This is a genomic window from Mycobacterium sp. 852002-51152_SCH6134967, from assembly GCF_001667105.1.
GTDB lineage: Bacteria > Actinomycetota > Actinomycetes > Mycobacteriales > Mycobacteriaceae > Mycobacterium > Mycobacterium neumannii_A.
On the sequence record NZ_LZIK01000044.1, the window covers coordinates 18,280 to 44,586 of the forward strand.

The 26,307-nt window shown below is 65.5% G+C and carries 27 protein-coding genes; 12 read left to right on the plus strand and 15 right to left on the minus strand.

Going from position 1 to position 26,307, the window contains the following annotated elements:
* Positions 1–76: 76 nt before the first annotated feature.
* The gene (locus tag A5790_RS14280; RefSeq protein ID WP_082961723.1) at positions 77–793 is read right to left on the minus strand and encodes a TetR/AcrR family transcriptional regulator; all 717 of its coding nucleotides are present in this window, start codon (positions 791–793) and stop codon (positions 77–79) included.
* A 122-nt stretch (positions 794–915) separates the two neighbouring features.
* Between A5790_RS14280 and A5790_RS14285 the strand changes: the two genes are divergently transcribed.
* Both A5790_RS14285 and A5790_RS14290 read left to right on the plus strand, forming a co-directional pair.
* Positions 916–2,091, plus strand: coding sequence for an acyl-CoA dehydrogenase family protein (locus A5790_RS14285; protein WP_066845235.1), 1,176 nt, complete (start codon positions 916–918; stop codon positions 2,089–2,091).
* Positions 2,092–2,103: 12 nt separating this feature from the next.
* A complete protein-coding gene (locus A5790_RS14290; RefSeq protein WP_066845249.1) occupies positions 2,104–2,886 on the plus strand; it encodes an enoyl-CoA hydratase in 783 nt (260 codons plus the stop codon).
* A 67-nt stretch (positions 2,887–2,953) separates the two neighbouring features.
* On the opposite strand, the gene A5790_RS14295 is transcribed toward A5790_RS14290, so the two are convergent.
* The 8 genes from A5790_RS14295 to A5790_RS14330 form a co-directional block, all read right to left on the minus strand.
* A complete protein-coding gene (locus A5790_RS14295; protein ID WP_066845257.1) occupies positions 2,954–3,841 on the minus strand; it encodes a hypothetical protein in 888 nt (295 codons plus the stop codon).
* 161 nt (positions 3,842–4,002) lie between these two features.
* Positions 4,003–4,770, minus strand: coding sequence for an acyl-CoA dehydrogenase family protein (locus A5790_RS14300; RefSeq protein ID WP_066845435.1), 768 nt, complete (start codon positions 4,768–4,770; stop codon positions 4,003–4,005).
* Between the two features lie 36 nt (positions 4,771–4,806).
* Positions 4,807–5,931 carry an acyl-CoA dehydrogenase family protein gene (locus A5790_RS14305; protein ID WP_066845260.1) on the minus strand — a complete coding sequence of 375 codons (1,125 nt, stop codon included), beginning with the start codon at positions 5,929–5,931 and terminating at the stop codon, positions 4,807–4,809.
* On the minus strand, positions 5,928–6,356 hold the full coding sequence (locus A5790_RS14310; RefSeq protein ID WP_066845263.1) for a nuclear transport factor 2 family protein: 429 nt from the start codon (positions 6,354–6,356) through the stop codon (positions 5,928–5,930). Before A5790_RS14310 ends, A5790_RS14305 begins: the two co-directional genes overlap by 4 nt.
* Entirely contained in the window at positions 6,343–7,641 is a 1,299-nt protein-coding gene (locus tag A5790_RS14315) for an amidohydrolase family protein (protein WP_066845266.1), read from the minus strand. Before A5790_RS14315 ends, A5790_RS14310 begins: the two co-directional genes overlap by 14 nt.
* 34 nt (positions 7,642–7,675) lie before the next feature.
* Entirely contained in the window at positions 7,676–8,005 is a 330-nt protein-coding gene (locus tag A5790_RS14320; RefSeq protein WP_066845268.1) for a hypothetical protein, read from the minus strand.
* Positions 7,998–9,326, minus strand: coding sequence for an aromatic ring-hydroxylating dioxygenase subunit alpha (locus A5790_RS14325; protein ID WP_064397149.1), 1,329 nt, complete (start codon positions 9,324–9,326; stop codon positions 7,998–8,000). The genes A5790_RS14320 and A5790_RS14325 overlap by 8 nt, the downstream gene beginning before the upstream one ends.
* 5 nt (positions 9,327–9,331) lie before the next feature.
* Positions 9,332–9,871 carry a carboxymuconolactone decarboxylase family protein gene (locus tag A5790_RS14330; RefSeq protein WP_066845438.1) on the minus strand — a complete coding sequence of 180 codons (540 nt, stop codon included), beginning with the start codon at positions 9,869–9,871 and terminating at the stop codon, positions 9,332–9,334.
* Positions 9,872–10,131: 260 nt separating this feature from the next.
* On the opposite strand from A5790_RS14330, the gene A5790_RS14335 reads away from it, so the two are divergent.
* From A5790_RS14335 to A5790_RS14365, 7 genes are all read left to right on the plus strand, one after another.
* On the plus strand, positions 10,132–11,427 hold the full coding sequence (locus tag A5790_RS14335; RefSeq protein ID WP_066845271.1) for an amidohydrolase family protein: 1,296 nt from the start codon (positions 10,132–10,134) through the stop codon (positions 11,425–11,427).
* Between the two features lie 140 nt (positions 11,428–11,567).
* On the plus strand, positions 11,568–12,734 hold the full coding sequence (locus A5790_RS14340) for an acyl-CoA dehydrogenase family protein (RefSeq protein ID WP_066845275.1): 1,167 nt from the start codon (positions 11,568–11,570) through the stop codon (positions 12,732–12,734).
* Positions 12,735–12,751: 17 nt separating this feature from the next.
* On the plus strand, positions 12,752–13,510 hold the full coding sequence (locus A5790_RS14345) for an SDR family NAD(P)-dependent oxidoreductase (RefSeq protein WP_066845279.1): 759 nt from the start codon (positions 12,752–12,754) through the stop codon (positions 13,508–13,510).
* Positions 13,507–14,727 (plus strand): CaiB/BaiF CoA-transferase family protein, encoded by a 1,221-nt coding sequence (locus tag A5790_RS14350; RefSeq protein WP_082961724.1) that lies wholly within the window; start codon positions 13,507–13,509, stop codon positions 14,725–14,727. Before A5790_RS14345 ends, A5790_RS14350 begins: the two co-directional genes overlap by 4 nt.
* 8 nt (positions 14,728–14,735) lie before the next feature.
* Positions 14,736–15,530 carry an enoyl-CoA hydratase/isomerase family protein gene (locus tag A5790_RS14355; protein ID WP_082961727.1) on the plus strand — a complete coding sequence of 265 codons (795 nt, stop codon included), beginning with the start codon at positions 14,736–14,738 and terminating at the stop codon, positions 15,528–15,530.
* On the plus strand, positions 15,523–16,668 hold the full coding sequence (locus tag A5790_RS14360) for a thiolase family protein (RefSeq protein WP_066845285.1): 1,146 nt from the start codon (positions 15,523–15,525) through the stop codon (positions 16,666–16,668). The genes A5790_RS14355 and A5790_RS14360 overlap by 8 nt, the downstream gene beginning before the upstream one ends.
* 82 nt (positions 16,669–16,750) lie before the next feature.
* Entirely contained in the window at positions 16,751–17,899 is a 1,149-nt protein-coding gene (locus A5790_RS14365; protein WP_066845287.1) for an acyl-CoA dehydrogenase family protein, read from the plus strand.
* Positions 17,900–17,950: 51 nt separating this feature from the next.
* Here A5790_RS14365 and A5790_RS14370 read toward each other — a convergent pair whose 3' ends face one another.
* The 3 genes from A5790_RS14370 to A5790_RS14380 all read right to left on the minus strand — a co-directional run bounded on the left by A5790_RS14370 (position 17,951) and on the right by A5790_RS14380 (position 20,516).
* Positions 17,951–18,871, minus strand: a complete 921-nt coding sequence (locus tag A5790_RS14370) for a TIGR03619 family F420-dependent LLM class oxidoreductase (RefSeq protein ID WP_066845290.1) — start codon at positions 18,869–18,871, stop codon at positions 17,951–17,953.
* A gap of 74 nt (positions 18,872–18,945) precedes the next feature.
* On the minus strand, positions 18,946–19,785 hold the full coding sequence (locus A5790_RS14375; protein ID WP_066845293.1) for a mycofactocin-coupled SDR family oxidoreductase: 840 nt from the start codon (positions 19,783–19,785) through the stop codon (positions 18,946–18,948).
* A 116-nt stretch (positions 19,786–19,901) separates the two neighbouring features.
* Positions 19,902–20,516 (minus strand): TetR/AcrR family transcriptional regulator, encoded by a 615-nt coding sequence (locus A5790_RS14380; RefSeq protein WP_066845296.1) that lies wholly within the window; start codon positions 20,514–20,516, stop codon positions 19,902–19,904.
* Positions 20,517–20,639: 123 nt separating this feature from the next.
* Here A5790_RS14380 and A5790_RS14385 point away from each other — a divergent pair, with 123 nt between their 5' ends.
* The 3 genes from A5790_RS14385 to A5790_RS14395 all read left to right on the plus strand — a co-directional run bounded on the left by A5790_RS14385 (position 20,640) and on the right by A5790_RS14395 (position 23,200).
* Positions 20,640–21,929 (plus strand): cytochrome P450, encoded by a 1,290-nt coding sequence (locus A5790_RS14385; RefSeq protein ID WP_066845299.1) that lies wholly within the window; start codon positions 20,640–20,642, stop codon positions 21,927–21,929.
* A gap of 153 nt (positions 21,930–22,082) precedes the next feature.
* Complete coding sequence (locus A5790_RS14390) at positions 22,083–22,700, plus strand: TetR/AcrR family transcriptional regulator (protein ID WP_064397130.1); 618 nt, start codon at positions 22,083–22,085, stop codon at positions 22,698–22,700.
* Positions 22,697–23,200: a hypothetical protein gene (locus tag A5790_RS14395; RefSeq protein WP_066845303.1), complete on the plus strand. Its 504-nt coding sequence runs from the start codon at positions 22,697–22,699 to the stop codon at positions 23,198–23,200. The genes A5790_RS14390 and A5790_RS14395 overlap by 4 nt, the downstream gene beginning before the upstream one ends.
* Positions 23,201–23,221: 21 nt before the next feature.
* Here A5790_RS14395 and A5790_RS14400 read toward each other — a convergent pair whose 3' ends face one another.
* From A5790_RS14400 to A5790_RS14410, 3 genes are read right to left on the minus strand one after another with little or no spacing between them, the layout of a single operon-like run.
* On the minus strand, positions 23,222–24,214 hold the full coding sequence (locus A5790_RS14400; protein ID WP_197696790.1) for a phosphotransferase family protein: 993 nt from the start codon (positions 24,212–24,214) through the stop codon (positions 23,222–23,224).
* A 38-nt stretch (positions 24,215–24,252) separates the two neighbouring features.
* The gene (locus A5790_RS14405; RefSeq protein WP_066845310.1) at positions 24,253–25,554 is read right to left on the minus strand and encodes an acyl-CoA dehydrogenase family protein; all 1,302 of its coding nucleotides are present in this window, start codon (positions 25,552–25,554) and stop codon (positions 24,253–24,255) included.
* A gap of 22 nt (positions 25,555–25,576) precedes the next feature.
* Entirely contained in the window at positions 25,577–26,230 is a 654-nt protein-coding gene (locus A5790_RS14410; protein WP_066845447.1) for a TetR/AcrR family transcriptional regulator, read from the minus strand.
* Between the last annotated feature and the right edge of the window lie 77 nt (positions 26,231–26,307).

Consider the following 26,307-nt stretch of genomic DNA (forward strand, 5'->3'; position numbering starts at 1 on the left):
TGTCAGGCACCGTTCCGGGGCGCGGTGGGAGCGAGAACGCGATTCTCGCGCCAGAGGTGAGAACGGAGTTCTCCGCCTACTGGGCGGCAAATCCGTGCGAGACGAAGTCCCAGACCTCGTCGGCGGTGATCGGATGCGTGGTGCCGTCCTCGGCACCGTTGGACTGTGCCACGAACATGACCGTCTGCATGGTCATGGCCGCCATCCGCTTCGGGTTGATGCCCTCCCGCAGCTGGCCCGCCTCACCGGCCTCTTCCATCAGCTCGGTCAGCAGCGCGAGCAGCGGCGCGTGTGCGATCTTGACCTCGGCGGGGTGCGAGAGCAGGAGCCGAGGGGCGAAGTCGGTGAACAGCGGGCGCTTGGCCGTCGGGTCCGGACGCGAGGATTCGAAGAGCAACTGCACGGCGACCTTGAGTCGCTCGATCGGCTCGTCCTCGGTGGTGGTGGCGGCGCGGATCTGGTCTGCAGACCGACTCAGTGCGTCCTCGAAGAGGGCCAACAGCAGCTCGTGCTTACCGTCGAACTGCAGGTAGAAGCTGCGTAGCGACTGCCGCGAGCGGTCGACGACCTCTTGGACGGTGAAGTCGGTGCTGCCCTTTTCGATGATGATCGCCTGCGCGGCGTCCAGGAAGCGCTGCACGCGTTGCGCCGCCCGTAACTTCGCGGTTTTGATCGACCGTTCGACCGCGCGCTGCTTCCAGGCAGGCTCCTCGCTGGGGCTCGTCACCGGCGGCTCAGACGCCGGCCGGGTGGGGAGAACATGAACTGACTGTACCGGAGAACGTCTCGCCATTGCGGTCCTCGACCCCCTCGCGGCCAACGTGTCAGAGATTGTAACTTTCTCACGATGAGAATAGTATTCTCATTTTGGAGATAACAATAGTCCTACCAAAGATTTGATCCGGCGGGAGTCCCGTGCAGCTCACCTTCGATGCTGATGTCGAGGCGTTCCGCGCCGAATTCAACGCCTTCCTCGACGAACATCTTCCCTCCGATGCCGTCGCCCTGGAGCGGTCGCGGTCCAGCAGCGACGTGCCGGGCTGGGCCCGCGACTGGCAACGGCTGATGTTCGACAACGGATGGCTGCTGCCGGGCTACCCGCCGGAGTTCGGCGGGCGCAACGCGACGATCCTGCAGCAGTACGTCCATCAGGAGGAGCTGGCGCGCCGGCGGGTGTATCTGACCTACAACCCGCAGGGTGTTGGCATCATCTCGGCCTCGCTGATCTCGTTCGGCACCCCCGAACAGCAGCGCCGCTGGGCGGTCCCGATCCTGCGGGCCGATATCACCGCATCGCTCGGGATGAGCGAGCCGGGCGCCGGATCGGACCTGGCGTCGCTGCGTTCCACCGCGGTCGCCGACGGCGACCATTTCGTCGTCAACGGCCAGAAGGTGTGGACCTCGGGGGCACACGACGCCGACGTCCTGCTGACTTTCGTTCGCACGGATCCGAAAGCGCCCAAACACAAGGGCATCAGCGTGCTGATGATCCCGACGGACCTCCCGGGCGTGGTGCGGCGGCCGTTCGCGTCGCTGTGTGACGCCGACGACCTGGATTTCAACGAGGTCTTCTTCAACGACGTGCGGGTGCCCGCCGAGAACCTGGTGGGACCGTTGAACGAGGGCTGGCGGGTCGCCAACGGTTCGCTCGGACACGAGCGAAACATGTTGTGGCTCAGCTATGCGGACCGCCTGCAAGAGCTGGTCGAGGACTACCGTCCCACCTCGGTCCTTGATCGTGACCGGTACGCCGGGCTGGTGATGGACAACCAGGCGCTGCGCCTTCTCGGCTCGGTGGCACTGGCCCGCGCCGCGCGTGGCGACGAGGACGCGGCCGCGCTGTCGGTGCTCAAACTGTTCGGTTCGGAGGCGTCGCAGGCGGCGACCGAGTACGCGCTGGGCGCCGCGGGCGCCGACGCGCTGGATCACCCGACGTTCTCTGGGCCGTACAGCGCGCAGCATCTGGAGCTGTACCGGTGCGGGTGGTTCGAGCGGTACGTCCGCACATTCGGCGGCACCATCGCCGGTGGCACCTCCGAGATCCAACGCAACATCATCGCCCAGCGGTTGCTGGGACTGCCTCGAAACTAGAAGGACTGCAACATGTACATCGAGTACGAGGTCGCCGATCGCATCGCGACCATCACCCTGAACCGGCCCGAGGCCGCCAACGCGCAGAACCCGGAGCTGCTCGACGAACTCGACGGGGCATGGACCCGCGCGGCCCAGGACCCCGAGGTGTCGGTGATCGTGTTGCGTGCCAACGGGAAGCACTTCTCGGCCGGACACGACCTGCGCGGCGGCGGACCGGTACCGGACAAGATCACGCTGGAGTTCATCATCGAGCACGAGGCGAAGCGCTATCTGGAGTACACGCTGCGCTGGCGCAACGTGCCCAAGCCGTCGATCGCCGCGGTGCAGGGCCGGTGTATCTCCGGAGGGCTGCTGCTGTGCTGGCCGTGCGATCTGATCATCGCCGCCGACGACGCCCAGTTCTCGGACCCGGTGGTGCTGATGGGCATAGGCGGTGTCGAATACCACGGCCACACTTGGGAACTCGGACCGCGGAAGGCCAAGGAGATCCTGTTCACCGGCCGCGCGATGACGGCCGAGGAGGTCGCGGCCACCGGCATGGTGAACAAGGTGGTGCCTCGCGATCAGCTCGACTCGGAGACCAGGGCGATGGCCGAGCAGATCGCCAAGATGTCACCGTTCGCGCTGCGCCAAGCCAAGCGTGCCGTGAACCAGACGCTCGACGTGCAGGGGTTCTACGCCGCCATCCAGTCGGTGTTCGACATCCACCAGACCGGCCACGGCAACGCGCTCAGTGTCGGCGGATGGCCGGTGCTGGTGAACCTCGACGAGATGAAAGCCAGCATTCAGTAATCCTTTGTGCCGCGAGCGTGCGTGTTTGCACACAACATGCCGCCAGTTTTCGTCACTTTGCGCGCGCTCACGCGGCGCGAGCGTGACGAAGTTGTCGATCGACCCTCGCTACGAGATCCGATGGCCGGTGTCGCACATCGTCGAAGACGATCGCGATGACGGTCCAGCCGACGTCCTGCAAGGCGAGTTGACGCCGACGGTCGTTGCGCAACGCGTCGGGTTCGGTGTGCCAATCGATGCCGTCATACTCGACCGCGACGCCGAAATCGGGCCAGGCGAAGTCGAGACGTCGTAGCTGTCCGTTGCCGTCGACGACCTCGTACTGCAGTTCGGGCATCGGCAAGCCACCGTCGATCATCGCAAGTCGCGCTTCACTTTCCATCGGCGACTCGGCGCGCGCGTCGGCGAGAGGCAGAAGGTCGCGCACCGCGACGATGCCGCGCCGACCGGCCTGTCGAATTGCCGCGCGCCACAACTCCGCCCGGTTGCAGGTGCCTGAGCGGAGCGCGGCGTCGAGCGTTGCTAGCGCACGCGGCCGACGCAAGGCGCGGGCCACCTCGATCGCGGTCCACGCCGGGGACGTGGCGATCCGCCCGGCGGCCTGCACCAGCGGCGCGCCGTCGCGGCGGTGCACGACCAGACCGTCTGCCTTGCGCAGCTGGTGACCGGGCGGATTGAGGACGTGAAGTTCGTCGGGTTCCTCGGTGTCGAAGCCGAACAGAGCGGCCGCGGTCGACAGGCATACCGGGACCCTTGTGCCACACAAGAGGTCCAGGCCCCGCAACCGCATGTCGTCGGTCGGCTCGCCCAGACAGTAGATGCCGTGCCAGAGTCGCTCGAGATACTTGGCTTTCAGTACCGATTCGAACGTGTATCGAGGAATGATCGCCAGGATCTGGCCGCTGGTCGCCACTCCACCTTGCTCGTCGAACAACTGCCTCAGGGCGGTATCCATGACGACGATCGTCGCGCCGACGCGTCAACACCTCGGACGCGAAGAATGCCGTCTGTGGATGAATCTGATGTTGTGAACCGTCGCGGCTGCACGAGCGTGCGCAAAGCGTCGAAATTCCGCGGCGCGTCGTGTGCAGACGCGCACGCTCGCGGCAAGGGGAGCTAGAGGTGGGCCAGCCTCGGGACGGAGCCTCTGGCCCGCAGGCCGGCTCCGGCTCTCTTGGTGAGTTCGCGTGAGCTACCGAGCAATCCGTCGAGCACAAGTGCGCGTTTGATGTGCCGATGCAAATCGTGCTCGGCGGTGAAGCCGATGCCGCCGAGCACCTGCTGGCAGTGCTTGGCCGCCGTCATCGCCGCCTTGCCCGCCGCCGCCTTGGCCAACATCGCGGTGAGGTCCGCGCTTTCCGTCCCGGGTAGGCCCAGCGTCGCCTCGGCGCCTTCGATCGCCACGAGCGTCTCGGCCAGCCGGTGCCGGATCGCCTGGAACGACGCGATCGGCTTACCGAACTGGACGCGATCCAGTGCGTGCTGACGGGCCAGCGCCAGCATGCCCCTAGCCGAACCGACCAGCCACCAGCCCACCGCGCGACGGGCCTCGCCCATCCGCATCAACTCGCCGTCGGGCACGCGGCGAAGCGGCAGGTCACCCAGCGTCGGCTCGGCGTTCGCAGTGCGCTCCCACACCACCCAGCCACCGCCGGTGTACGGCATCGGCGGTGTGCCGCCGGGCAGTCCGCCGATGGTCTCCAGCAGCACATCGTTGAGAACAGAAGCGTGCGAACCGGTTTCACCCAACAGCCGGAACACCAGCGGAATCGCCTGGTCGGGCGTGTCGGCCAGCATCTCGGCCCAGCCGAGTTCCGCGAGTGCGGAATCCAACTCCGCCCCGGAGACCGACAGCATCGTCTTGCGCAGGGTGTCCTCGAGCATCGCCAGTGATTCGGCGTCCAAACCGGATTCCACTCCTCACTCCTTACCGAGATCGAGCAGGCGACGGGCGATGATGTTGCGTTGCACCTCGGCAGTTCCGCCGTAGATGCTCGCCGCCCGCGAATACAGGTACTCGGTCCGCCACGTGTTGTCTTCGAGTTCGATGCGCCCGGGCAGCAGGTCGCGCACGGTGTCGAAGAGCCGCTGTTCGGCGCCGGCCAGCAATACCTTGTCGATCGAGGTGTCCGCGCCCAGTTTCTCTCCCTCGCCCAGCCGGTGCTGGGTGGCGCGCGAACGGCAACGCACTGTGTGCAGCGCGAGGTACACCTCGCCGAGGTCGGAATCCGACGCGGTGCCAAGGCCTTTGACTTCGTTGACGAGATCGTCGAAGCGCGAGTACAGGTAGGCGATGCGCTGCCAGAAGCAGGTGGAACGCTCATAGGGGAGCAGGTCCATCGCCAGCTTCCAACCGTCCCCGGGATTGCCCAGCATGCGATCCGCAGGCACCACGACGTCGTCGAAGTACACCTCGCAGAACTCGTCGACGTCGTGCATCGTGCGCAACGGGCGCACCGAGACACCCGGGGAATCGAGGTCGACGAAGAACGCGGTGATCGCCTCGTGATTGGGCGTGTTCGCGTCGCCGGTGCGGGTGAGCAGGATGCACCGCGTCGCGTACTGCGCGAAACTGGTCCACACCTTCTGGCCGTTGATCACCCAGTTGTCACCCTGGGGCACAGCGCGGGTCGTCAACGACGCCAGATCACTGCCGGAACCGGGTTCGGAAAAGCCTTGGCACCATGACTCTTGACCCGACAGCAACCGCGGCACCATCTCGGCGGCCAGGCCGGGCCGCGCGTAGTCGATCATGGTCGGTGTCAGCACGTCGAGCATCGAGTACGGACCGGGGTGGTCGAGCCCTCGTCCGACGACCTCCTCGCCGACGATGGCGCGCAGGATGTCGGGTCCACCCAGCCCACCCGCCGTCTCCGGCCAGCCGTAGCGCATCCAGTCGGCGTCATACAACGCCTTGAGCACTCGCAGGTGCTGGGCTTGATGCGCGTCGAGCGAGTCGTCGTCGGCGGGCGGGGTCAGGTCGTTGGCGTCGAGCCATTCCCGCAGCGCCGTGCGGAATGCGGCGGGCTCGAAGAGCTCTGTCATCCTGCTTCCGGCCTTCCGATCGCATGGGGGCGGCCGGAGTCGTGGTCACCGCTGCGCCGAATGAACGTCATGGCACGGGTTTTCAACCGCCAGCCCTCATCGCTGCGGACGTAGGTGTCGTTGTAGTAACCGATGCGCATGTCGTGCTTGGAATGCTCGATGAAGCACAGCGGCTGAGTGCCCGACGCCTTGTCGGGGTCGTCGGGGTCGAGATGCACCAGCGACGTGCCGGTCATGAACAGGCCCTTGGGCGCGGCCTCGACGAGCTCGGGGAACCGGTTGAGCGTGTAGGTGGAGCCGAACGCGCTGTACGTCCCGTCGGGGGTGAACACCGATGTCAGGCCCTCGATATCGCCCTGGGTGATGGTGACGGCGTACTTGGCCAGCAGCTGCTGGATCTCGACGAGATCATCAGTTCGAGTCATGTCGGAAGACCTTACCGCCCTTCATTACAAACTTGACATCCCGTGTAACCCCGATGTCGGCGAGGGGATCACCGGGGACCGCGATGATGTCCGCGAGGTACCCCTCGGCGATGCGGCCCAGGTCGGTTCTGTCGATCAGATCGGCGGCGACGACGGTGGCCGCGCGCAGCACGGCGGCGGGTGGCATGCCCCAGTCCACCAACGTGACGAGCTCGTCGGCGTTCTTGCCGTGCGGAATGGCCGGAGCGTCGGTGCCGACCGCGATTTTCACACCCGCTTCGTATGCGGCTTTGATCGACGTACGCGCCTTGGGGAACATCTCGGCGGCCTTGTCCTGCAGCGCTTTCGGGGCCCGGGATACATCCATGGCCTCGGCGAGGCGACGCGTGGTCACCAGAAATCGGTCGTTGTCGACGAGCATCTGGATGGCTTCGTCGTCCATCAGGAAGCCGTGCTCGATACAGTCGATACCGCATGCGACGGCGTGCTTGACCGCCTCGGCTCCGTGGGTGTGCGCGGCCACCTTCAGTCCACGCCGGTGTGCCTCGTCGACGATGGCCTGCAGTTCCTCGTCCGAATAGTGTTGTGCGCCGGCCTCTCCGGTCAGCGACATCACACCGCCGGACACGCAGACCTTGATCAGCTGCGCGCCGTGCTTGATCTGGTAGCGCACCGCCTTGCGAATCTCGTCGACACCGTTGGCGATGCCCTCCTCGACCGTCAGTTCCAGCGCGCCGGGCATGAACGCGGCGAACATCGTCGGATCGAGGTGGCCTCCGGTCGGGGTGATCGCGTGGCCCGCCGGGACCACCCGCGGACCATCGATCCAGCCCGCGTCGATCGCCTTGCCCAGCGCGACGTCGAGCAGGTACCCGCCGGTCTTGACGAACAACCCGAGGTTGCGAACCGTGGTGAAACCCGCCCGCAAGGTGCGCCGGGCATTGCCGACGGCCCGCAGCACCCGCGTCGCGGGGTCGTCCTGGACCTGGGACAGGCCCGGGTTCTCGCCCCGGCCGCCCATCAGGAGGTTGACCTCCATGTCCATCAGGCCGGGCAGCAGGATGGCGTCACCGAGGTCGATGACATCGCCCTCGGCCGCGCCGCCGACTCCTGTTGAATTGTCGGCTGCGCCGACGCCTGCTGAATTGTCGGCACCGCCGACGGCTGCTGAATTGTCGGCACCGCCGACGCCGACAATCCGGTCGTCGTCGATCCGGACAATTCCCGGCCGGACGATTTCGCCGGCGTCGACGTCGAGCAGACCCGCGGCTTTGAGGGTCAGCATCGATGAGCCGCTTGCGCGAAGTGCATCTGCACCGTCAGACCACCGGCTCCCTGATGCAGGTGATGTAGGTGGCTCCGCTGTCGAGCACGCGGGGCTGCTTCCACACCTCGATCGGGAACGACACGTTGACCAGCGACTGCATCATGTGGATGAGAGCCTTTGCGTCCTCGGGCATTCCGTCCAGCGGGAAGCGGGCGTCGCAGTACTCCATGACGGCCTCGAGGCGCTCCATGCCGGCGTCGTAGAACTCCTGCATCTCCTCCATCGTCGAGGACAGGCGCTTCTGGTAGCGCTCCTCTTCGTTGGGCAGGCACCAGTCGGTGAACCGCTCCAGGTCGGCGAATTCTTCCGGCAGCTTAGGCATTGATCGCGTCCTTCTCGCTCGCGGTTGCGGCGGCCTGTCCGTTGGTGAGGCCCTTTTCCTTCTTATAGGCGTTCACGTGGTCCCACGCGGTCTTGTGCAGGTGACGCAGCAGCACCTCCTGGTCGCACAACGGGAAGTCCTTGACGACACGGGTGTTGATCATCGTCTGGGTGGCTTCGAGGGTGTTGGCGTCCTGGAACGCGTACTCCTTGAACGTCACGGCCGCAAGCTCGTGGGCGAGTCGCTCGCGCGTGTTCGTCGCGGGCACGAAGTACAGGGTGCACTCGAAGATGTGCTTGTCCACGTCGGTGGGCCAGTAGTGGTAGGTCAGGTACCAGCCCGGCGCCCACAGCAGCAGCGTGAAGTTCGGGAAGAACTCGAAGGAGTCCTGACCCCAGGCGTGGTGCCGCGACGGGTTGACCGCGGGCGGAAGTTCTTCGGGCAGAATGCCCTTGATCTTCGGCCGGTCCCACGGACCGAACAGGCCGCTGTGCAGGATCCGTTCGATGGGCTTGACCATGTTTATGTCCTTCGGCGGGCTCATCCCGCCCCACGAGGACACCATGGAGTGCCTGCCCTTGATGTCGTAGGCCAGTGCCTCGAAGCCGTAGCTGGCCAGCTTCTCGGCCTCCTCCTTGACCGCCTGCTTCATGTGCAGGATCGGCGCGTGATAGAACTCGACGAACGCGTCGATGAACAGCTTCCAGTTCGAGTTGACCTCGGCCCGATAGGAATACGTCTCGGTCATCTCGTGGAAGGGATAACCCTCCAGCCCCTTGGCGAAGTCGCCCAGGTATTCGGTGAGCGGTTCGGCGTCGTTGTCGAAGTTGATGAAGATGAAACCTTCCCACACTTCGCAGCGCACCGGCACCAACCCGTAGTCGGCCTTGTCGACGTCGAAGAACTCGCCCTCCTGCTGGATGAAGGTCAGATCACCCTTGAGGTTGTAGCGCCAGGCGTGGTACTTGCAGGTGAACTGGCGGCACGTGCCCGAGACCTCCTCGCCGGGGTAGTCGTTCCACACCAGCTTGTTTCCACGATGGCGGCACATGTTGTGGAATGCGCGCACCTCGTCGCCGTCCTTGACGATGATCACCGAGGTGCCCGCACCGGCCGACGGCATCTCGCGCGTGAAGTAGCTGCCCTTCTTGGGAAGCCGCTCCACTCGTCCCACGTTGAGCCAGCATTTGCGGAAGATGGCCTGCTGCTCGAGCTTCCACTGTTCCGGGTCGATCGAATCGGTGTAGTCGACCGGCGCGGTGCCCAACTCGGGCCAGTGCTCGGTCCAGCTACCCTCTTCTGGTTTCGGGAAAAATGCCACGGTGTCTACCTCTCTGCGAGATTTTCGGAGTCTGGTTCTACGCCGAAAGTGTTGATGGCCATGGCCAGTGCGCCATAGCAGCCGATGGTGAAGACGAGGTCCATCAGCTGACGTTCCTCGAGGTGTTCGGACAGGGCGGCCCACGTCGCGTCGGAGACATTGGCGCTGTCCTGAAGTTCGTCGACCGCACGCAGTACGGCCCGGTCGAGCTCATCTGACGCCTCACCGCGTTGGACGGCGTCGATGACCTCGTCCGTCAGGCCCTCGTCGCGGCCCATCTCGACGTGGTGGCGCCACTCGTACTCGCACGTGGTCAGATGCGCGACGCGTAGGACCGCCAACTCGCGCAGCCGCGGCGGCAGCGTCGACCCGTACAGCAGGTGGAAGTTGAACCGCAGGAAGGCGCGGGTCAACTTCGGATGGCGGACCATCGTCGCCAGCAGGTTGCCCGCCCGCTCGGGATTGCGCCGTTCGGGAGACATGCTCGACAGGGCCTGCTCGACGGATTCGTCCCACTCTGCTGCGGGCAGCGGCGGCACGCGCAAGGCGTCTCCTTCCTGTGTGCTCTCGATGATGAGAATCAGGTTCTCATATTTCGCCAATAGATTTCCACCTTTCTTGCCGATGGTCAACGTTCGAGGCCATCGGTGGTGGTCACACGGGTGCCCCGCAGGGTCTAACTGCCCTGACAGGAGGCCATAGGGTGGCTTTCGGACATTGATTCTCGTAGGGTGAGAAGATAGTTTCCTCACACTGAGCACAGTCCGGATAGTTAGCCTCGGGGGACGCGACGAAAGGAACGGGCATGAACAAGGACGACATGATCTTGATCAGCGTTGATGATCACATCGTCGAACCGCCCGATATGTTCAAAAACCACCTGCCCAAGAAGTACATCGACGAGGCGCCGCGGTTGGTGCACAACCCCGATGGTTCGGACACCTGGCAGTTCCGCGACACGGTGATTCCGAATGTGGCGCTCAATGCGGTGGCGGGCCGGCCGAAGGAAGAGTACGGCCTGGAGCCGCAGGGACTCGACGAGATTCGGCCCGGCTGCTGGCAGGTCGACGAGCGGGTCAAGGATATGAACGCCGGCGGCATCTTGGGGTCGATGTGCTTTCCGTCGTTTCCGGGTTTTGCGGGCCGGTTGTTCGCCACTGAGGATCAGGAGTTTTCGCTGGCGCTGGTGAAGGCCTACAACGACTGGCATGTCGAGGAGTGGTGCGGGGCTTATCCGGCGCGGTTCATCCCGATGACGCTGCCGGTGATCTGGGATCCGACCGAGTGTGCCAACGAGATCCGGCGCAACGCCGAGCGGGGTGTGCATTCGTTGACGTTCACCGAGAACCCGGCGGCGATGGGGTATCCGAGTTTTCACGATTTCGATCATTGGAAGCCGATGTGGGATGCGTTGGTCGACACCGAGACGGTGCTCAACGTGCACATCGGTTCGTCGGGGCGGTTGGCGATCACCGCTCCGGATGCGCCGATGGATGTGATGATCACGCTGCAGCCGATGAACATCGTGCAAGCCGCGGCCGATCTGTTGTGGTCGCGTCCGATCAAGGAGTACCCGACGCTGCGGATCGCGTTGAGTGAGGGCGGCACGGGGTGGATTCCGTATTTCCTGGAGCGGGTGGATCGCACCTATGAGATGCACTCGACGTGGACGGGTCAGGACTTCGGTGGCAAGTTGCCCAGCGAGGTGTTCCGTGAGCACTTCCTGACCTGTTTCATCGCTGATCCGGTCGGGGTGGCCACCCGCAACGCGATCGGGATCGACAACATCTGCTGGGAGGCCGACTACCCGCACAGCGACTCGATGTGGCCCGGCGCGCCCGAGCAGCTCGACGAGGTGCTCACGGCCAACAACGTGCCCGACGACGAGATCAACAAGATGACGTTTGAGAACGCGATGCGCTGGTATCACTGGGATCCGTTCACCCACATCAGCCGCGAACAAGCCACCGTGGGTGCCCTGCGCAAAGCCGCCGAGGGTCACGACGTCTCCATCCAAGCCCTGTCGAAGAAGGAGAAGACCGGCGCGTCGTTCGCGGACTTCGCGGCCAGCGCCAAGCAGGTGACGGGCAACAAGGACTAAAGAGGTCTGCAAGTATCGGAAGTTCCGGCCGCGGGGCCGGAAGGAGCGTCTTCCAGTGCGCCGGTGCGGAAGTTGCCTTCACGCGCCGGCGCACTGCTCTGCGAGACGATGACAAGAGGAGAACCACCGTGCCCGGCGGGATGAGTTTCGAGCTGACCGAGGACCAGGAGCTGATCCGCAAGTCCGTCCGTGAGTTGGCGAGCAAGTTCGACGACCACTACTGGATGGAAAAGGACCTCGCGCACGAATTCCCGCGGGAGTTCTACGACGCGATCGCCAAGGGCGGCTGGCTCGGGATGACCATCCCCGAGGAGTACGGCGGGCACGGCCTGGGCATCACCGAGGCGACGCTGTTGCTCGAGGAGGTGTCGCGCTCCGGGGCCGCGATGAACGGCGCCAGCGCCATCCACCTGTCGATCTTCGGGATGCAACCCGTCGTCAAGCACGGCTCCGATGAGCTCAAAGCCGAGACGCTGCCGCGGATCGTCAACGGCGATCTGCACGTCTGCTTCGGCGTCACCGAACCCGGTGCGGGCCTGGACACCTCGCGCATCACCACCTTCGCCAAGCGCGAAGGCGACAAGTACCGGGTGAACGGGCGCAAGGTGTGGATTTCCAAAGCGCTGGAGTCCGAGAAGATCCTGCTGCTGACTCGGACCACCCCGTTCGATGAGGTCACCAAGAAGACCGACGGTATGACGCTGTTCCTCACCGACCTCGATCCCGACCGCGTCGACATCCGGCCCATCAAGAAGATGGGGCGCAACGCGGTCAGCTCCAACGAGGTGTTCATCGACGACCTGATGGTGCCCGTCGCGCACCGGGTCGGCGAAGAAGGCAAGGGCTTCAAGTACATCCTGGACGGCCTCAACCCCGAGCGGATGCTGATCGCGGCCGAGGCGCTGGGCATCGGTCGGGTCGCGCTGGAGAAGGCCGTGAAGTATGGCAATGAGCGGCATGTGTTCAACCGGCCGATCGGGATGAACCAGGGCCTGCAGTTCCCGCTGGCCGACTCCCTGGCGCGCCTCGATGCGGCCGAGTTGGTGTTGCGCAAGGCCACCTGGCTCTACGACAACGGCAAAGCGTGTGGGCGCGAAGCCAATACGGCCAAGTACCTGTGTGCTGACGCCGGTTTCGGCGCGGCCGACCGGGCCCTGCAATTGCACGGCGGCATGGGTTACTCGGAGGAGTACCACGTCTCCCGCTACTTCCGCGAGTCGCGGCTGATGAAGATCGCACCCGTGAGCCAGGAGATGATCCTCAACTTCCTTGGCGAGCACGTTCTCGGGCTGCCGCGCAGCTACTGACGATGGAGTCCTGACTGATGGTCAACTATTTCGACTTGTCGGGCCGTTCGGCGCTGGTGACCGGTGCCGCCGGCGGTATCGGCTCGGCCGTCGCGCAGGCCCTGGCCGACGCGGGCGCCGCGGTGCTCGTCACCGACATCGACAAGGATGCCGCAGCTGCGGTGGCACAACGCATCTCAGCCGGCGGTGGGCGCGCCGAGGCCGCCGCGCTCGACGTCGCCGACCGGGACTCCGCCGATGCCGCTGCCGCACAGGCGGCCGCTCTGGCCGACGGTGCCCTGCACATCCTGATCAACAACGCCGGCGTGACCAAGCCGGCGATGTTCGAGAAGACGACGCAGGAGTCGTTCCGCCTGTTGTTCGACATCCACGTGATGGGCGCGTTCAACGTCACCCAGGCCGCGCTGCCGCACATCCCGACCGACGGCACCGGCCGCATCGTCAACGTCACCTCGGCGGCCGGCCTGACGGGCACGCTCGGCCAGGTCAACTACTCGGCGGCGAAGGCGGGCATCATCGGATTCACCAAATCCCTTGCGCGCGAATTGGCGACCAAGAAGATCATGGTCAACGCGCTGGCGCCGCTGGCAGCGACCCCGATGACCGAGACCATCCGCACCAATGAGAAGTTCTCGGCGAACATGATGAACCGCATTCCGATGAAGCGGTGGGCGCACCCGGAGGAGGTCGCCGGCGCGTTCGTGTTCATGGCGTCCGACGCCGCCTCCTACATCACCGGACAGGTGCTGCCGGTCGACGGCGGAATGGTGATGTGAGCGCCGCAGCGCCACTGAGCGGCGTCACGGTCGTCGCGATGGAACAGGCCGTCGCCGCGCCGATGTGCACCCGGGTGCTCGCTGACTTCGGCGCCCGCGTGATCAAGGTGGAGAACCCCAAGGGGGGTGATTTCGCCCGTGACTACGACGACGTGGTCAACGGCCCCGGTGGGTTGGCCGCACACTTCGTCTGGTGCAACCGCGGTAAGGAGTCGGTGACGCTGGACACCAAGGCGCCCGAGGGTATGGACCTTCTGCACCGCCTGCTGGATCGGGCGGACGCGTTCGTGTCCAACCTCGCGCCGGGAGCCACCGCGCGGATGGGTCTGGCCCCGGCCGACCTTGCGGCCCGTCACCCCAACGTGATCCCCGTCGAGATCGACGGTTACGGCCCTGGTGGTCCCATCTCGCACAAACGGGCCTACGACCTTCTCGTGCAGGCGGAGTCGGGATCGTGCGCGGTCACCGGCTATCCGGGAATGCCGGCCAAACCGGGACCCGCGATGGCCGACTTCTCGACGGGCCTGTATGCGGCGATCTCCATCCTGGCGCTGCTGGTCGGACGAGCCAGGGGCGATGCCGGGGCCGCGAGTCCGTCTGTCGCGCTGAGCCTGTTCGACGTGATGACCGACGTGATGGGTTATCAGTTGACCTACACCCAGCATTCGGGCATCGACCAGGAACCGCTCGGCGTCGGCTCACCGGCGGTCGCGCCCTATGGGGCGTTCCCGACGCATGACGGGCAGACGGTGGTGCTCGGCACCACCAACGACCGGGAATGGCAGCGGGTGGCCCGCGAGATCATCGACCGTCCCGACCTCGCCGAGGATCCCCGCTTCGCCACCAACCCCGACCGGTGCGCCCACCGCGAGATTCTCGAGGAGGCCATCGGATCCTGGTGTGCTCAACGTGATCTCGCCGAAATTCAGAAGATCGCCGACGACGCCGGAATCGGCAACTCGCGATACAACGTGCCCAGCGAGGTCGTCGTGCATCCCCACCTCGCCGCTCGGGACCGGTGGCGCACCGTCGCCACGCCCAAGGGAGACATCCGCGCGCTGCGCCCGCCGCCGGTGATCACCGGCTTCGAACAGCCGATGGGGGCGGTGCCCGGTCTGGGTCAGCACACCGACACCGTCCTCGGCGAATTAGGCCTCACGGCAGAAGATCTCGCGCGGTTACGCGCAGACGGAGTGATCGGACCCGCGTACTCGTGAGCGATGACGTGCTGTTGACCTCCGACAGCGGCGGGGTGCGGACCCTGACGTTGAACCGGCCTGACCGCAAGAACGCGATCAACGCGCAGCTGTGGGAGGAACTGGCCGATGCGCTACGGGCGGCCGCCCGCGACACCGCACTGCGCGCATTGGTCATCACCGGTGCGGGTGGGGCGTTCTGCTCGGGCGCCGACATCGGCGTACCCGAGGACATCCACCCGCGGCACAAGCTGCGTCGGCTCACCGACGTCGCGCTGGCGCTGCACGAACTGTCCGTGCCCACCATCGCCAAAGTGACCGGGGTTGCCGTCGGGGCGGGCTGGAACTTGGCGTTGGGCTGTGACTTCGTGGTGGCGACACCGGAAGCCCGGTTCTGCCAGATCTTTTCGAAGCGCGGCCTTTCGGTCGACCTCGGCGGTTCATGGCTGCTGCCCAAGATGGTGGGTCTGCAGCAAGCGAAGCGCCTGGTGCTGCTGGCCGACATGATCGACGCCGAGGAGGCCCACACGCTGGGATTGGTCACCTGGGTGAAGCCCACGGACGAGATCGACGGCTTCGTCGCGGATCTGGCGGCACGCCTGGCAGCCGGCCCACCGGTCGCGTTGGCGCAGAGCAAGGCGCTGCTCAACGACGGGGCCAACGCCACGCTGCGGGAGGCGCTGGCCAACGAGGCCCGCGCCCAACCGGGCAACTTCGCCACCGCGGATTCGACGGAGGCCTATGCCGCGTTCGCCGGGAAACGCGAGGCCGTATTTACTGGTCGATGGGCGCTCGGGCCCGGATCGGAGAAGAACAATGCGTGAAACCGTGATCGTGGAGGCCGTGCGCACGCCGGTCGGAAAGCGCAACGGCGGACTGGCGGAGATGCATGCCGCCGACCTGTCCGCGATCGTGCTCAACGCGCTGGTGGAGCGTGCGGGTATCGATCCCGAGATCGTCGACGACGTGGTGTGGGGTTGCGTGTCTCAGGTCGGCGACCAGTCCAGCAACATCGGCCGCTATGCAGCACTCGCTGCGGGCTGGCCCGAAACCATCCCCGGCACGACGGTCAATCGCGCCTGCGGCTCCAGCCAGCAGGCGCTCGATTTCGCTGTCCACGCGGTGATGTCGGGTCAGCAGGATGTCGTCGTCGCCGGCGGGGTCGAGGTGATGAGCCGGGTGCCGCTCGGTTCGGCTCGCGCCACCGGTATGCCGTACGGCCCCAAAGTCCTGGAGCGCTACGCCGATTTCTCCTTCAACCAGGGCATCTCGGCGGAGTTGATCGCCCAGAAGTGGGGTTTCTCGCGCACCCGGCTCGATGAGTACTCGGTGCGCTCACACGAATTGGCTGCCACCGCGCAGGACAAGGGTGCGTTCGAATCGCAGATCATGCCGGTGTTCACCGACGGTGAGCCCGTCGTGGCCGACGAAGGCGTGCGGCGGGGGAGCACGGTCGAGAAGCTCGCGGGGCTCAAGCCGGCGTTCAAGGACGACGGCGTCATCCACGCGGGTAACTCGTCACAGATCTCCGACGGTGCCGCAGCACTGCTGGTGATGGCCGCCGACAACGCCGTGGCGCTGGGCCTGAACCCGATCGCGCGCTACCGCGCTGGTGCGGTCACCGGCGCCGACCCGGTGCTGATGCTGACCGGTCCGATCCCGGCGACGGAGAAGGTTCTACACAAGGCCGGAGTAGCCCTCGACGAGGTCGGTGTGTTCGAGGTGAATGAGGCGTTTGCGCCGGTGCCGCTGGCATGGCTGGCCGAGACCGGCGCCGACGAAAACAAACTCAACCCGCTCGGCGGGGCAATCGCATTGGGACATCCACTCGGGGCTTCGGGCGCGGTGCTGATGACGCGGATGCTCAACCATATGCGCGACAACGGGATTCGGTTCGGCCTGCAGACCATGTGTGAGGGCGGCGGAACCGCCAACGCCACGTTGGTCGAACTCATCGCGTAGCGACCATCGCCGAGCGGCTTGATAGCACCCATCGCTGGCGATGGTGAACCAACACGTCGCCTGACTTCACGGGAGGACCCGCGTGCAAAGAAGCCTGTTCACCGACGACCATGAGGCGTTCCGCGAACTGGCCCGTGACTTCGTCGAAAAGGAAGTGGTCCCGCACTATCCCGAGTGGGAGAAGGGCGGCCGCATGCCCCGCGAGGTTTTCAAACAGATGGGGTCGCTGGGCATGCTCGGCATGGCCATCCCTGAGGAGTACGGGGGAGGTGGTACCTCCGACTACCGCTACAACGTTGTGCTGCAAGAGGAGGCGGCGCGCGCACTGGTCACGCTGTCGACCGTGCGCACGCAGCTCGAGGTGATCCTCCCGTACTTCCTGCACTATGCCAACGAGGAGCAACGGAAGCGGTGGTTTCCCGGACTCGCCGTCGGTGAGCTGCTGACCGCCGTCGCGATGACGGAACCGGGCACCGGATCCGATCTCGCCGGTGTGCGCACCACCGCGGTCCGCGACGGTGACGACTGGATTCTCAACGGCGCCAAGACGTTCATCACCGGCGGTATGCAGGCTGACCTGGTGATCGTGGTGGCGCGGACCTCGACCGATCCCGACAACCGGCGCAAGGGGCTCACACTGTTCGTTGTCGAGGACGGAATGCCCGGGTTCACCCGAGGTCGCGAGCTGGAGAAAATGGGCTGCAAGGTCCAGGACACCGCCGAACTCTCGTTCGTCGACGTCCGCGTGCCGGCAGCCAACATGCTGGGCGCAGAAGGCGAGGCCTTCAGCTACCTCGGCCACAATCTGCCCCAGGAGCGGCTCACCGTCGCGGTCGGATCGGTCGCGCAGGCGCGCTCGGCGATCGTGGCTGCGATCGAGTACACCAAGAGCCGCAAGGCATTCGGGACTCCGGTGGCGTCATTCCAGAATACGAAGTTCGAGTTGGCGGCCTGCTCGGCGGAGGTCGAGGCCGCACAGGCGATGCTGGATCGCGCGGTGGCCGTGCACGTCGACGGCGAGTTGTCGGGCGCGGATGCGGCCCGCGTGAAGCTGTTCTGCACCGAGATGCAGCAGCGTGTCGTGGACCGCTGTCTGCAGTTGTTCGGCGGCTACGGCTACATGATGGAGTATCCGATCGCGCGGTTGTACACCGACGCCCGCGTTGCGCGCATCTACGCCGGCACCAGTGAGGTGATGAAGGTGATCATCGCCAAGTCGCTGGGCCTCTAGCGATTTCGGTGCACTTCGGGTCGCTGAGCGATACGTAGTGCACCGAAATCACTAGGGAAGCTGCGGTTTGATCTCTTCGATGACCCACTGCGCGTAGTCGAGGTACTCGTCGACGCCGCTCACTGGCGGCAGGGGAACCGCACTGACGGTGACGCCTTGTTGCGCGAGCCAGCCCAAGCGGTCGACGATCTCGGCGGCGCTCATGCCCGGTCGGCCATCGGGGTCGTCCTGCACGGTGTGGCCTTCGCCCACCCGGTTCGTTCCCAGCCCGTGCACCACGTCGAACCGGCGTCCGTCGTAGCCCGGCTGGGACTTAATGAAGTCGAGGCGCTCGGCGATCTTGTCGGGCGGAGTGAGAAACGACCACCAACCCGACGCGTACTTCGCCGCCCTGCGCAGGGCCGCGTCGGCATCGCCACCGATCCAGATCGGCAGATGCGGCTTCTGAATCGGCTTGGGCTCGAAGGCGATGTCATCGAAGGACACATACGTGCCGTCGAAGCTGGGCGAGTCGCTGGTCCACAGTTCGACGATCGCAGCCAGATATTCGTCGGCGATGCGGCCGCGTTCGCGGAACGGCACACCGAGCAGGTCGAATTCGCGTCCCAGCCAGCCCACTCCGAACGTCACCATCATGCGGCCGCTGCTCATCCAGTCGGCGGTGGCCAGCGACTTCGCCAATACGATCGGATGCTGCAGCGGCAGCACCGTGATGCACGAATTAAGCATGATGCGCTGCGTGGCACCGGCGAGATACGCCTGCGCGACAGTCGACTGCAGATAGTGCGGACCGGACAGCTCGACGTGGTCGTTGGGGATCGCGAAATGCTCGGGCACCGCGATCATGTCGTAGCCCCACTCGTCGGCGCACTTGGCCATCCGCGTCTGGTCGGCACCCGTCACCGATGCTTCCCACGGCTGCATCATGGCCTTGAGCCGCAGCATGTGCGGGAGGTTGAACACAAGCTTCACACGGACTCCTATCACGGGATTTGGGTGCACTTCGAATCGCTGAGCGATACGTAGTGCACCGAAATCGCCCCGGGCTACTTGAGCATGCTGCCAGCGTCAATCGTCACGGGAAGGCCAGTGATGTAGCGCGACTCGTCCGATGCGAGGAACAAAACGGCGTTGCTGACATCCTCGGGCTCCACCCAGCCAACCGGTAACACGTGCATGAACTGGGCTGCGACGGCAAGATCGTCGGGTCCGGGATTCTCCAGATCGGGACGGAACAGCTTCATGGTCCCCTCGTTCATGAACAGCGGCGTGTTCACGTTCGTGGGACAGACGGCGTTGACCCGGATCGAGTGCTGACCCAGTTCGACGGCGAACGTGCGCATCAAGCCGATCACGCCATGCTTGGCGGCGATGTAGTGGCCGGTATGGGGGTAGGGCTTGAGGCCGCCGACCGAGCTGGTCAGGATGATCGAACCGCCACGCCCGCCGGAAAGAATGTGGGGGACCGCGGCTTTCACGGTCTTCCACACGCCGGAGAGGTTGACGTCGATCATGTCGCGCCAGTCGTCTTCGCTGGTCTTGTCCAGCGTTGCGCCGCCGTTGCCGATGCCGGCGTTGGCGACGACGACGTCGAGTCGGCCCAACTGTTCGACGCCGCCGTCCACGACCGCCTTGAGTGCGTCGTAGTCACGCACGTCGACCTCGGCGGTGACGATCCGGCGGTTCAGGTTCTTGACGAGATCGGCCGTCTCGGCGAGGTCATCCGGTGTCGCCCAGGGGATGTCGTCGTTGCTGGAGATCTGCTTGCAGACGTCCACGGCAATGATGTCGGCGCCTTCTGCGGCGAGGCGTACCGCGTGGCTGCGGCCCTGACCCCGTGCCGCGCCGGTCACGAACGCGACTTTGCCCTCGACTCGTCCACCCATGTGTCCACCTTCTGGCCGCTCGAAATATTGGTCGATCGATCAGGAGCGTGGCACCGATCGGCCCACGTGTCAACAGTCGGGCCTCATGAGAGGTCTTGCGCCCTGTGGATGCCGCGTCAGCCAGGCGGAGGCCGCGAGCCGCCGGTCGTCAACGATTCCGTCAGCGATTGCATCCAGCGCTGCATGAAGTCGCGCATCTCGTCGTGTCCGAGCGTGACGCCGACCGCCTCCTCGTTGCACAGGCTGCGCGCGATCTGCACGATCAGCATCGAAACGGCGACCGGCGGGTAGTCGTCGAGATCGACGCCGTGAGCACGCAGGGCCACGGTGACCGCGGCCGTCTCGATGTCGCGTACGCGCTCCGCATAAGTCTTCAGTTCGGCACGAATCACCTTGCGGTGGTTCGCCAATGCCATGAACTCGGTGTTCAGGCCGGTCCGACGCAGATCGCTGTTGATCAGCCACAGCGTGCGCAACGGGTCGTCGTCGGTGAGCGCCGCGCGCATGTTCTCCAGGGACGTCTCCGCGCCGGCCCGCAGCACCTCGACGAACAGGTCGTCCATCGTCGGGAAGTAGTAGTAGACCAGCGCCTGTTTGACCCCGGCTTCGGCGGCCACGCGTCGCGACGTCGCCGCGGCATAACCCTCGTCGCGCATGACCTTCGCCGTGGCCTCGATGAGGCGTTGCCGTGTTCCCGCTTCGACTGGTTTCACCTTCTCGGCGCGCGGCATCAACGACCCTCCGCCCGAATGCTTGACCCTCTGTCACGGCCCGTGATAGGCATGGCGCATCCTAACAGTTTGATCGATCGATCAGATTGATTGCGGGCGCCAGGACCGGAAGGACGGCCGTTGATGACCGATCTCGCCTCGGTGGACTACTTCTCCGACCATGCGATCAGTCAGGATCCCTACGACTACTGGGACCACCTTCGCGGGCAGGGCCCGGTGTTTCGGGAACCCAACTACGGCGTCGTCGCCGTCACCGGCTACGCCGAAGTGGTGGCGGCCTTCAAGGATCACGACTCCTTCTCGGCGGTCAACGCGATCGGCGGGCCGTTCCCGCCGCTGCCATTCGTCCCCGACGGCGACGACATCACCGAACAGATCGAGGCGCACCGCCATCTGTTTCCCATCCACGAACACATGGTCGTGATGGACCCGCCGGCCCACGAGCGGGCCCGGTCGCTGCTGACCAAACTCCTGACACCACGCAGGCTCAAGGAGAACGAGGACTACATGTGGGAACTGGTCGACAGTCAGATAGACCAGATCATCGGCCCGGAGTTCGGACAGGGGCGCTGCGAGTTCCTCTCCGAATACGCCAAGCCCTTCGCCACGTCGGCGATCATCGACCTGCTCGGCGTGCCCGAGGAGGACCGTCCGGAGTTTCTGGCCGCGCTCGGCGTCGAGGAGCGCTACGGCACGCGCGTCGGCGCGCTCGACGGCGCGCCGGTGGGGCGCGACCCGCTGCAGTATCTCGACGACAAGTTCGCCGGCTATCTCGCCGAGCGTCGCCGCGAACCGCGCGGCGACGTGCTGTCGGGGATGGCCACGGCGGTGTTCCCGGACGGCTCGACACCGGAGCTGATCGAGGTGGTCAAGCCGGCGACGTTCCTGTTCGCCGCGGGGCAGGAGACCGTCACCAAGCTGCTCAGCGCGGCGGTGCAGACCCTCGGGGACCGGCCGGACTTCCAGCAGATGCTGCGCGAGCACCCCGAGCGGATACCGGCGTTCATCGAAGAGGCGCTGCGCATGCACTCACCGACCAAGGTCGACTTCCGGCTCGTCCGCAAGAGCACCACGCTGGGCGGGGTGGCGCTGAAGGCCGGCACGATCGTGATGCTGTGCCTCGGCGCTGCCAATCGAGACCCACGCAAGTTCGACGATCCGCACGAGTTCCGACCGGACCGCAAGAACGTGCGCGAGCACATCGCGTTCGGTCGCGGGATCCACTCCTGCGCGGGCGCGCCGCTGGCTCGAGTGGAGGGCCGCATCACCGTGCAGAGGTTGCTCGAACGCATGCGCGACATCCGGATCAGCGAGTCGGCCCACGGTCCGGCCGGTGAGCGCCGCTACGCCTACGAGCCGACTTTTTTGCTGCGCGGGCTGACCGAGCTGCACATCGAGTTCACGCGCCGGTAGGAGGCGGGCGCGCGGCGGTGATGGCCGACGGTCGAAACAGCCCTTGACCTGCTGCTGTGATGGCCGTCTAAACCGATTTTGGCTGAGACGCTTGTCACAGCGCCCAAACCTACCTACTGTGTGTTCACTAGGTTGGTTGAACGAAGGAGTTCGGTGTCCGCCACGGAGTCCGCGCGGCCGTATGCCACGCTCCTCGCCAAGGGCGAGGATCGTCGTCAGCGCATCCTCGCGGTGGCCGAACGCCTGCTCGCGCGCAACGGGTGGCGCAACACGTCGCTGGCCCAGATCGCCAAGGAAGCCGGGGTCACGCCCGCCGGTCTGCTGCACCACTTCGAGTCCAAGGAGCAGCTCCTCAACGCGGTGCTCGACGCCCGTGACGCCGACGACGCCATCCACGCCGACTACCGCTCCGGCGACCTGGTCACCGAGCTCGGCCGGGTCCCCGAACGCTTCGACCGCGCGCCCGAACTCGTCGGGACCTTCACCGTGCTGCTGGTCGAGAACATCGCGCCCGACGCGCCTCTGCACGACCGCCTTGTCAAGCGTTACCGCGACGCGGTCGACATCATCACCGCGATCATCGAGCGCGGTCAGCGCAGCGGCAAGTACCGCCAAGACCTCGACGCGGCCACCAAGGCCGTGGAAATCCTCGCCTTCACCTATGGAATGGAGACCCTATGGTTACTCGACCCATCGATTCAATTGGCCGAGGTGTTCAAGGGGTACGCCGAGTCGCTGGGACGCGAATTGGCGCCGCGGAGCTCGACATGAGGTACCGGCTCGACATCGTCGCCCCGACGGTGACGGACGCGGTGAAGTATGCCGGCGGCTGGATCTACGACCGGGTGATGGCCGGGTGGGACGTCACCGTGCTCGTCGGTGGCGACGAAGACGTTCGCCCGTTGACGATCCTCGGAGCCGAGACCCTCGACCTGGAAACGGTTCTCGCGGAGTGGGAGGAACGGCCGCATCCGGCCACCGTCGCCGTCGCGGCCAACATGATCGACCGCGACGCGCGGGTTCTCCAGCATGTGCGCAACGCGCTCGATCAGGGTGCGACCGAGGTGACCCTGTGGGGTGAGCGGGTGCCCGCCGAGCTCGACAGCAGCGTCGATTCCGTCGAGCACCGCCTGAGCGCGGCGGCCAGAGCGTTCAAGGCCAAGGCGCTGGCCGCAGCCGGCGATCCCGGAGCCGCCGAAGTCAGCGGCTGCGAGATGTTCCGCTGCGGGATGATGGTCTCCGTCGCCGCGGATCTGGTGCCCGCCAGCTGATTTCGGCAGGCGCCGGCCGCGTCACCGATAGTCGCTGGATTCGGCCAACTCGGCGGCCGAGCGCATCAACTCGACGATGACTGGGCCGTACGCGAGCAGCTTCGGGTTGTCGCCCGCGCGCTGGAAACCCTGTTCGAGCACGATGGCGAGCTTCCACTTCGCCAGCACCAGGTAGTAGTCGAGGTCGTCGACCTGGCGCCCGGACACCTTCGCATAGTGATCGACTACGGCTGCGCGCGAAGGCATTCCGCGCATGTCGACATAACCCATTTCCGAATCCGTCGGCGCCGCGGTGTCCTCGGGCCAGCTCTGCACCATCCAGCCCAGATCCAGCTTCGGGTCCCCGACGGTGCCCATCTCCCAGTCGACGATCGCCGCGAGCCGCGCGGGAGCGCCGTGCCGATACATCACGTTGGCGAACTGGTAGTCGCCATGCATGAGCCCGGGGACGTAGTCCAGCGGGCGGTGCGTGCGCAGCCAGTCGGTGGCGACGTCGAGGCCGTCGATCTCACGGCCCTTGATGCGCTCGAAGAACGCGGTCCAGCGGTCGACCTGGCGTTCGTGGAAGCCGTCGGGCCGACCCAGATCGTGCAGACCCTTTGCCTTCCAGTCAACTTGGGACAACAGCGCGATGCCCTCGGCGAGTTGATACGCCAGGTCCCCGCGCGCAGACAAGTCGGAGTCGAACGGTTCGGGCCACTTCCGATCGTCGAGATCCATCGGCGACCACCCGTCAACGAAACCCATCAAATAGAACGGGCGGCCGAGCACCGCGGCATCCTCACACACCGCGACGGCCTCGGTATGGGGAACGTCGGTGCCGTCGAGCGCCTCGATGATGCGCCACTCCCGCAGGATTCCCTTGTCGCGGTCGGGCGGGGTGCCCGGCGGCGGCATCCTCAGCACACAGCTGTGTTCCCCGCGGCGCAACTCGTAGATGACGTTCTGGGTGCCGCCCGACAAGAAGCGGGTCTGCAGCGGCTCACCCTTGCCGGGCAGTTCGGCCGCGTCCATCCAATCGGTCAGCCGCGCAACGTCGATCGCGGTGTCGCTCACAGGTTCCCCACTTCATGGTCCAGATACTCGGCGAACTTCGCCCTGGCCTTCTCCCGCTTGGCCGGGATCCATTCGCTGGGCCATGTGTCACTGCTCGGCGCATAGTCGCGCAGCACCTGCTTGGCCACCGTCGTCTTGTGCACCTCGGTCGGCCCGTCGGCCAGTCCCATCACCGCGGCGCCGGTGACCATGCCCAGGAACGGCATCTCGTTGGTGACGCCCAGCGCTCCGTGGACCTGCATTGCGCGCCAGGCGATATCGTGCAGCACCGTCGGCATCACAACCTTGACAGCGGCGATGTCCTTGCGGACCTTCTTGTAGTCGTTGTACTTGTCGATCTCCCATGCGGTGTAGAGCACCATCAGCCGGAACTGCAGTAACTGTGCGTACGAGTCGGCGATGTAGCCCTGCACGAACTGCTTCTCAGACAGCCTGCTGCCCTGCGTCTCCCGGCTCAGCGCGCGTTCGCACATCATGTCCAGCGCTTTGCGGGACAGTCCGATCGTGCGCATCGCGTGGTGGATACGGCCGCCGCCGAGGCGGGTCTGGGCGATGACGAAAGCCTGGCCTTCGCCGCCCAGCAGCGCATCCGCGGGCACCCGCACGTTGTCGTAGTGGATCAGCGCGTGCGAACCTTCGTCGTCACGCTCGCCGTGCAGTCCGACGTTGCGGACGATGTTCACGCCCGGGGTGTCGGTGGGCACCAGGAACATCGACATGCCCTGGTAGGCGCTCACGTCGGGGTTGGTGACGACCATGACGATCAGGAACGAGGCGGTCCTGGCGTTGGAGGAGAAGAACTTCTGACCGTTGATCACCCAATCGTCGCCGTCACGGACGGCGGTGGTGTTGAACAGCGTCGGATCGGCACCAGCGTGTGGTTCGGTCATCGAGTAACAGGAGAAGATCTCACCCTCCAGCAGCGGACGCAGATAGCGCTCCTTCTGGGCGTCGGTGCCGTAGTGGGCGATGATCTCGGCGTTGCCGGTGTCGGGTGCCTGACAGCCGAACACGATCGGTGCCCACTGGGAACGGCCGAGGATTTCGTTGAGCAGCGCGAGCTTGAGCTGGCCGTGACCCTGTCCGCCGAGTTCGCGGCCGAGGTGGGTGGCCCACAGCCCTCGTCGACGCACTTCGTCCTTGAGTGGGTCGATCACCTTGCGGCGGTTGGCGTCCAGGGGCACGAACTGCTGGTCGGGAAACGCCAGGTCGAGCGGTTCGACCTCCTCCCTGACGAATTCGTCAGCCCAGTCGAGAACCTTCTGGTACTCGGGGTCGGTCTCGAAATCCCACGCCATCGTGGTCTCCTTTCGTGCTGGATCAATCTTGAGCTGAGTGCGGTGTCGGTGTTCTGGTGTTGAACCCGGCGATCAGCGCCGCGATGTCGTCGGTGACGACGTCGGCGAACGAGCGATCGCCGAAAGTGCCGCTCGCCCAATGTCGGACGCCTTCGCTGACGTGCATTCCCGCCAAACGGGAGAGGTGCTCGACGTCGACATGCGCGCCGATCTTTCCGTCCCGCTGCGCCCGGGTGAACAGTTCGCCGAACATGTCGGCGTCGGCGGTCCCGTCGACGGCCTCACCCGCGAGGATCCGGTGTTCATGCCGGTAGCCCTCGAGGATCGTCTGGATGATCAGCTCGCGCGGATTGCGCGCCATCGACCGTTCGAGGCTGCGCAGTGCCTCGCCAATGACGGCCTCGACGTCGTAGTCGGCGCGCAACAGCATGCGCACCTTGTTCTGCGCCGACCGGGTCGACAGCAGACCGACCTCGAAGAGGATGTCCTCTTTGCCCGGAAAGTAGAAGTAGAACAGGCCCCTCGACACGCCCGCGGCCCGGCAGATGTCGGCGACGGTCGTCTTGGCATACCCGTTCGTGCGCCACAACGCCATGGCCGCCTGTACGAGCGCGCGCTTCGTCTCATGCGAACGAGCCCGCTGAAATGACGCGCGTCGTTGACCAGCGTCAGCCATGACTTCGCCGCTGGACTTGGACACTCCGGCACTGTAACAGGGCACTTGAGGCTTGCAAATAGTTGACGTTTGTCCAA

Excerpts from the sequence above, each read along its gene's own strand:
- A5790_RS14320 (WP_066845268.1), bottom strand. The coding sequence starts at position 8,005 with ATGCCTAAGCTGCCGGAAGAATTCGCCGACCTGGAGCGGTTCACCGAC.
- A5790_RS14310 (WP_066845263.1), bottom strand. The coding sequence starts at position 6,356 with ATGACTCGAACTGATGATCTCGTCGAGATCCAGCAGCTGCTGGCCAAG.
- A5790_RS14335 (WP_066845271.1), top strand. The coding sequence starts at position 10,132 with ATGAACAAGGACGACATGATCTTGATCAGCGTTGATGATCACATCGTC.
- A5790_RS14315 (WP_066845266.1), bottom strand. The coding sequence starts at position 7,641 with ATGCTGACCCTCAAAGCCGCGGGTCTGCTCGACGTCGACGCCGGCGAA.
- A5790_RS14385 (WP_066845299.1), top strand. The coding sequence starts at position 20,640 with ATGACCGATCTCGCCTCGGTGGACTACTTCTCCGACCATGCGATCAGT.
- A5790_RS14380 (WP_066845296.1), bottom strand. The coding sequence starts at position 20,516 with ATGCCGCGCGCCGAGAAGGTGAAACCAGTCGAAGCGGGAACACGGCAA.
- A5790_RS14395 (WP_066845303.1), top strand. The coding sequence starts at position 22,697 with ATGAGGTACCGGCTCGACATCGTCGCCCCGACGGTGACGGACGCGGTG.
- A5790_RS14280 (WP_082961723.1), bottom strand. The coding sequence starts at position 793 with ATGGCGAGACGTTCTCCGGTACAGTCAGTTCATGTTCTCCCCACCCGG.
- A5790_RS14410 (WP_066845447.1), bottom strand. The coding sequence starts at position 26,230 with ATGGCTGACGCTGGTCAACGACGCGCGTCATTTCAGCGGGCTCGTTCG.
- A5790_RS14345 (WP_066845279.1), top strand. The coding sequence starts at position 12,752 with ATGGTCAACTATTTCGACTTGTCGGGCCGTTCGGCGCTGGTGACCGGT.
- A5790_RS14360 (WP_066845285.1), top strand. The coding sequence starts at position 15,523 with ATGCGTGAAACCGTGATCGTGGAGGCCGTGCGCACGCCGGTCGGAAAG.
- A5790_RS14290 (WP_066845249.1), top strand. The coding sequence starts at position 2,104 with ATGTACATCGAGTACGAGGTCGCCGATCGCATCGCGACCATCACCCTG.
- A5790_RS14295 (WP_066845257.1), bottom strand. The coding sequence starts at position 3,841 with ATGGATACCGCCCTGAGGCAGTTGTTCGACGAGCAAGGTGGAGTGGCG.
- A5790_RS14405 (WP_066845310.1), bottom strand. The coding sequence starts at position 25,554 with ATGGCGTGGGATTTCGAGACCGACCCCGAGTACCAGAAGGTTCTCGAC.
- A5790_RS14300 (WP_066845435.1), bottom strand. The coding sequence starts at position 4,770 with ATGCTCGAGGACACCCTGCGCAAGACGATGCTGTCGGTCTCCGGGGCG.
- A5790_RS14305 (WP_066845260.1), bottom strand. The coding sequence starts at position 5,931 with ATGACAGAGCTCTTCGAGCCCGCCGCATTCCGCACGGCGCTGCGGGAA.
- A5790_RS14340 (WP_066845275.1), top strand. The coding sequence starts at position 11,568 with ATGAGTTTCGAGCTGACCGAGGACCAGGAGCTGATCCGCAAGTCCGTC.
- A5790_RS14375 (WP_066845293.1), bottom strand. The coding sequence starts at position 19,785 with ATGGGTGGACGAGTCGAGGGCAAAGTCGCGTTCGTGACCGGCGCGGCA.
- A5790_RS14400 (WP_197696790.1), bottom strand. The coding sequence starts at position 24,214 with ATGGACGCGGCCGAACTGCCCGGCAAGGGTGAGCCGCTGCAGACCCGC.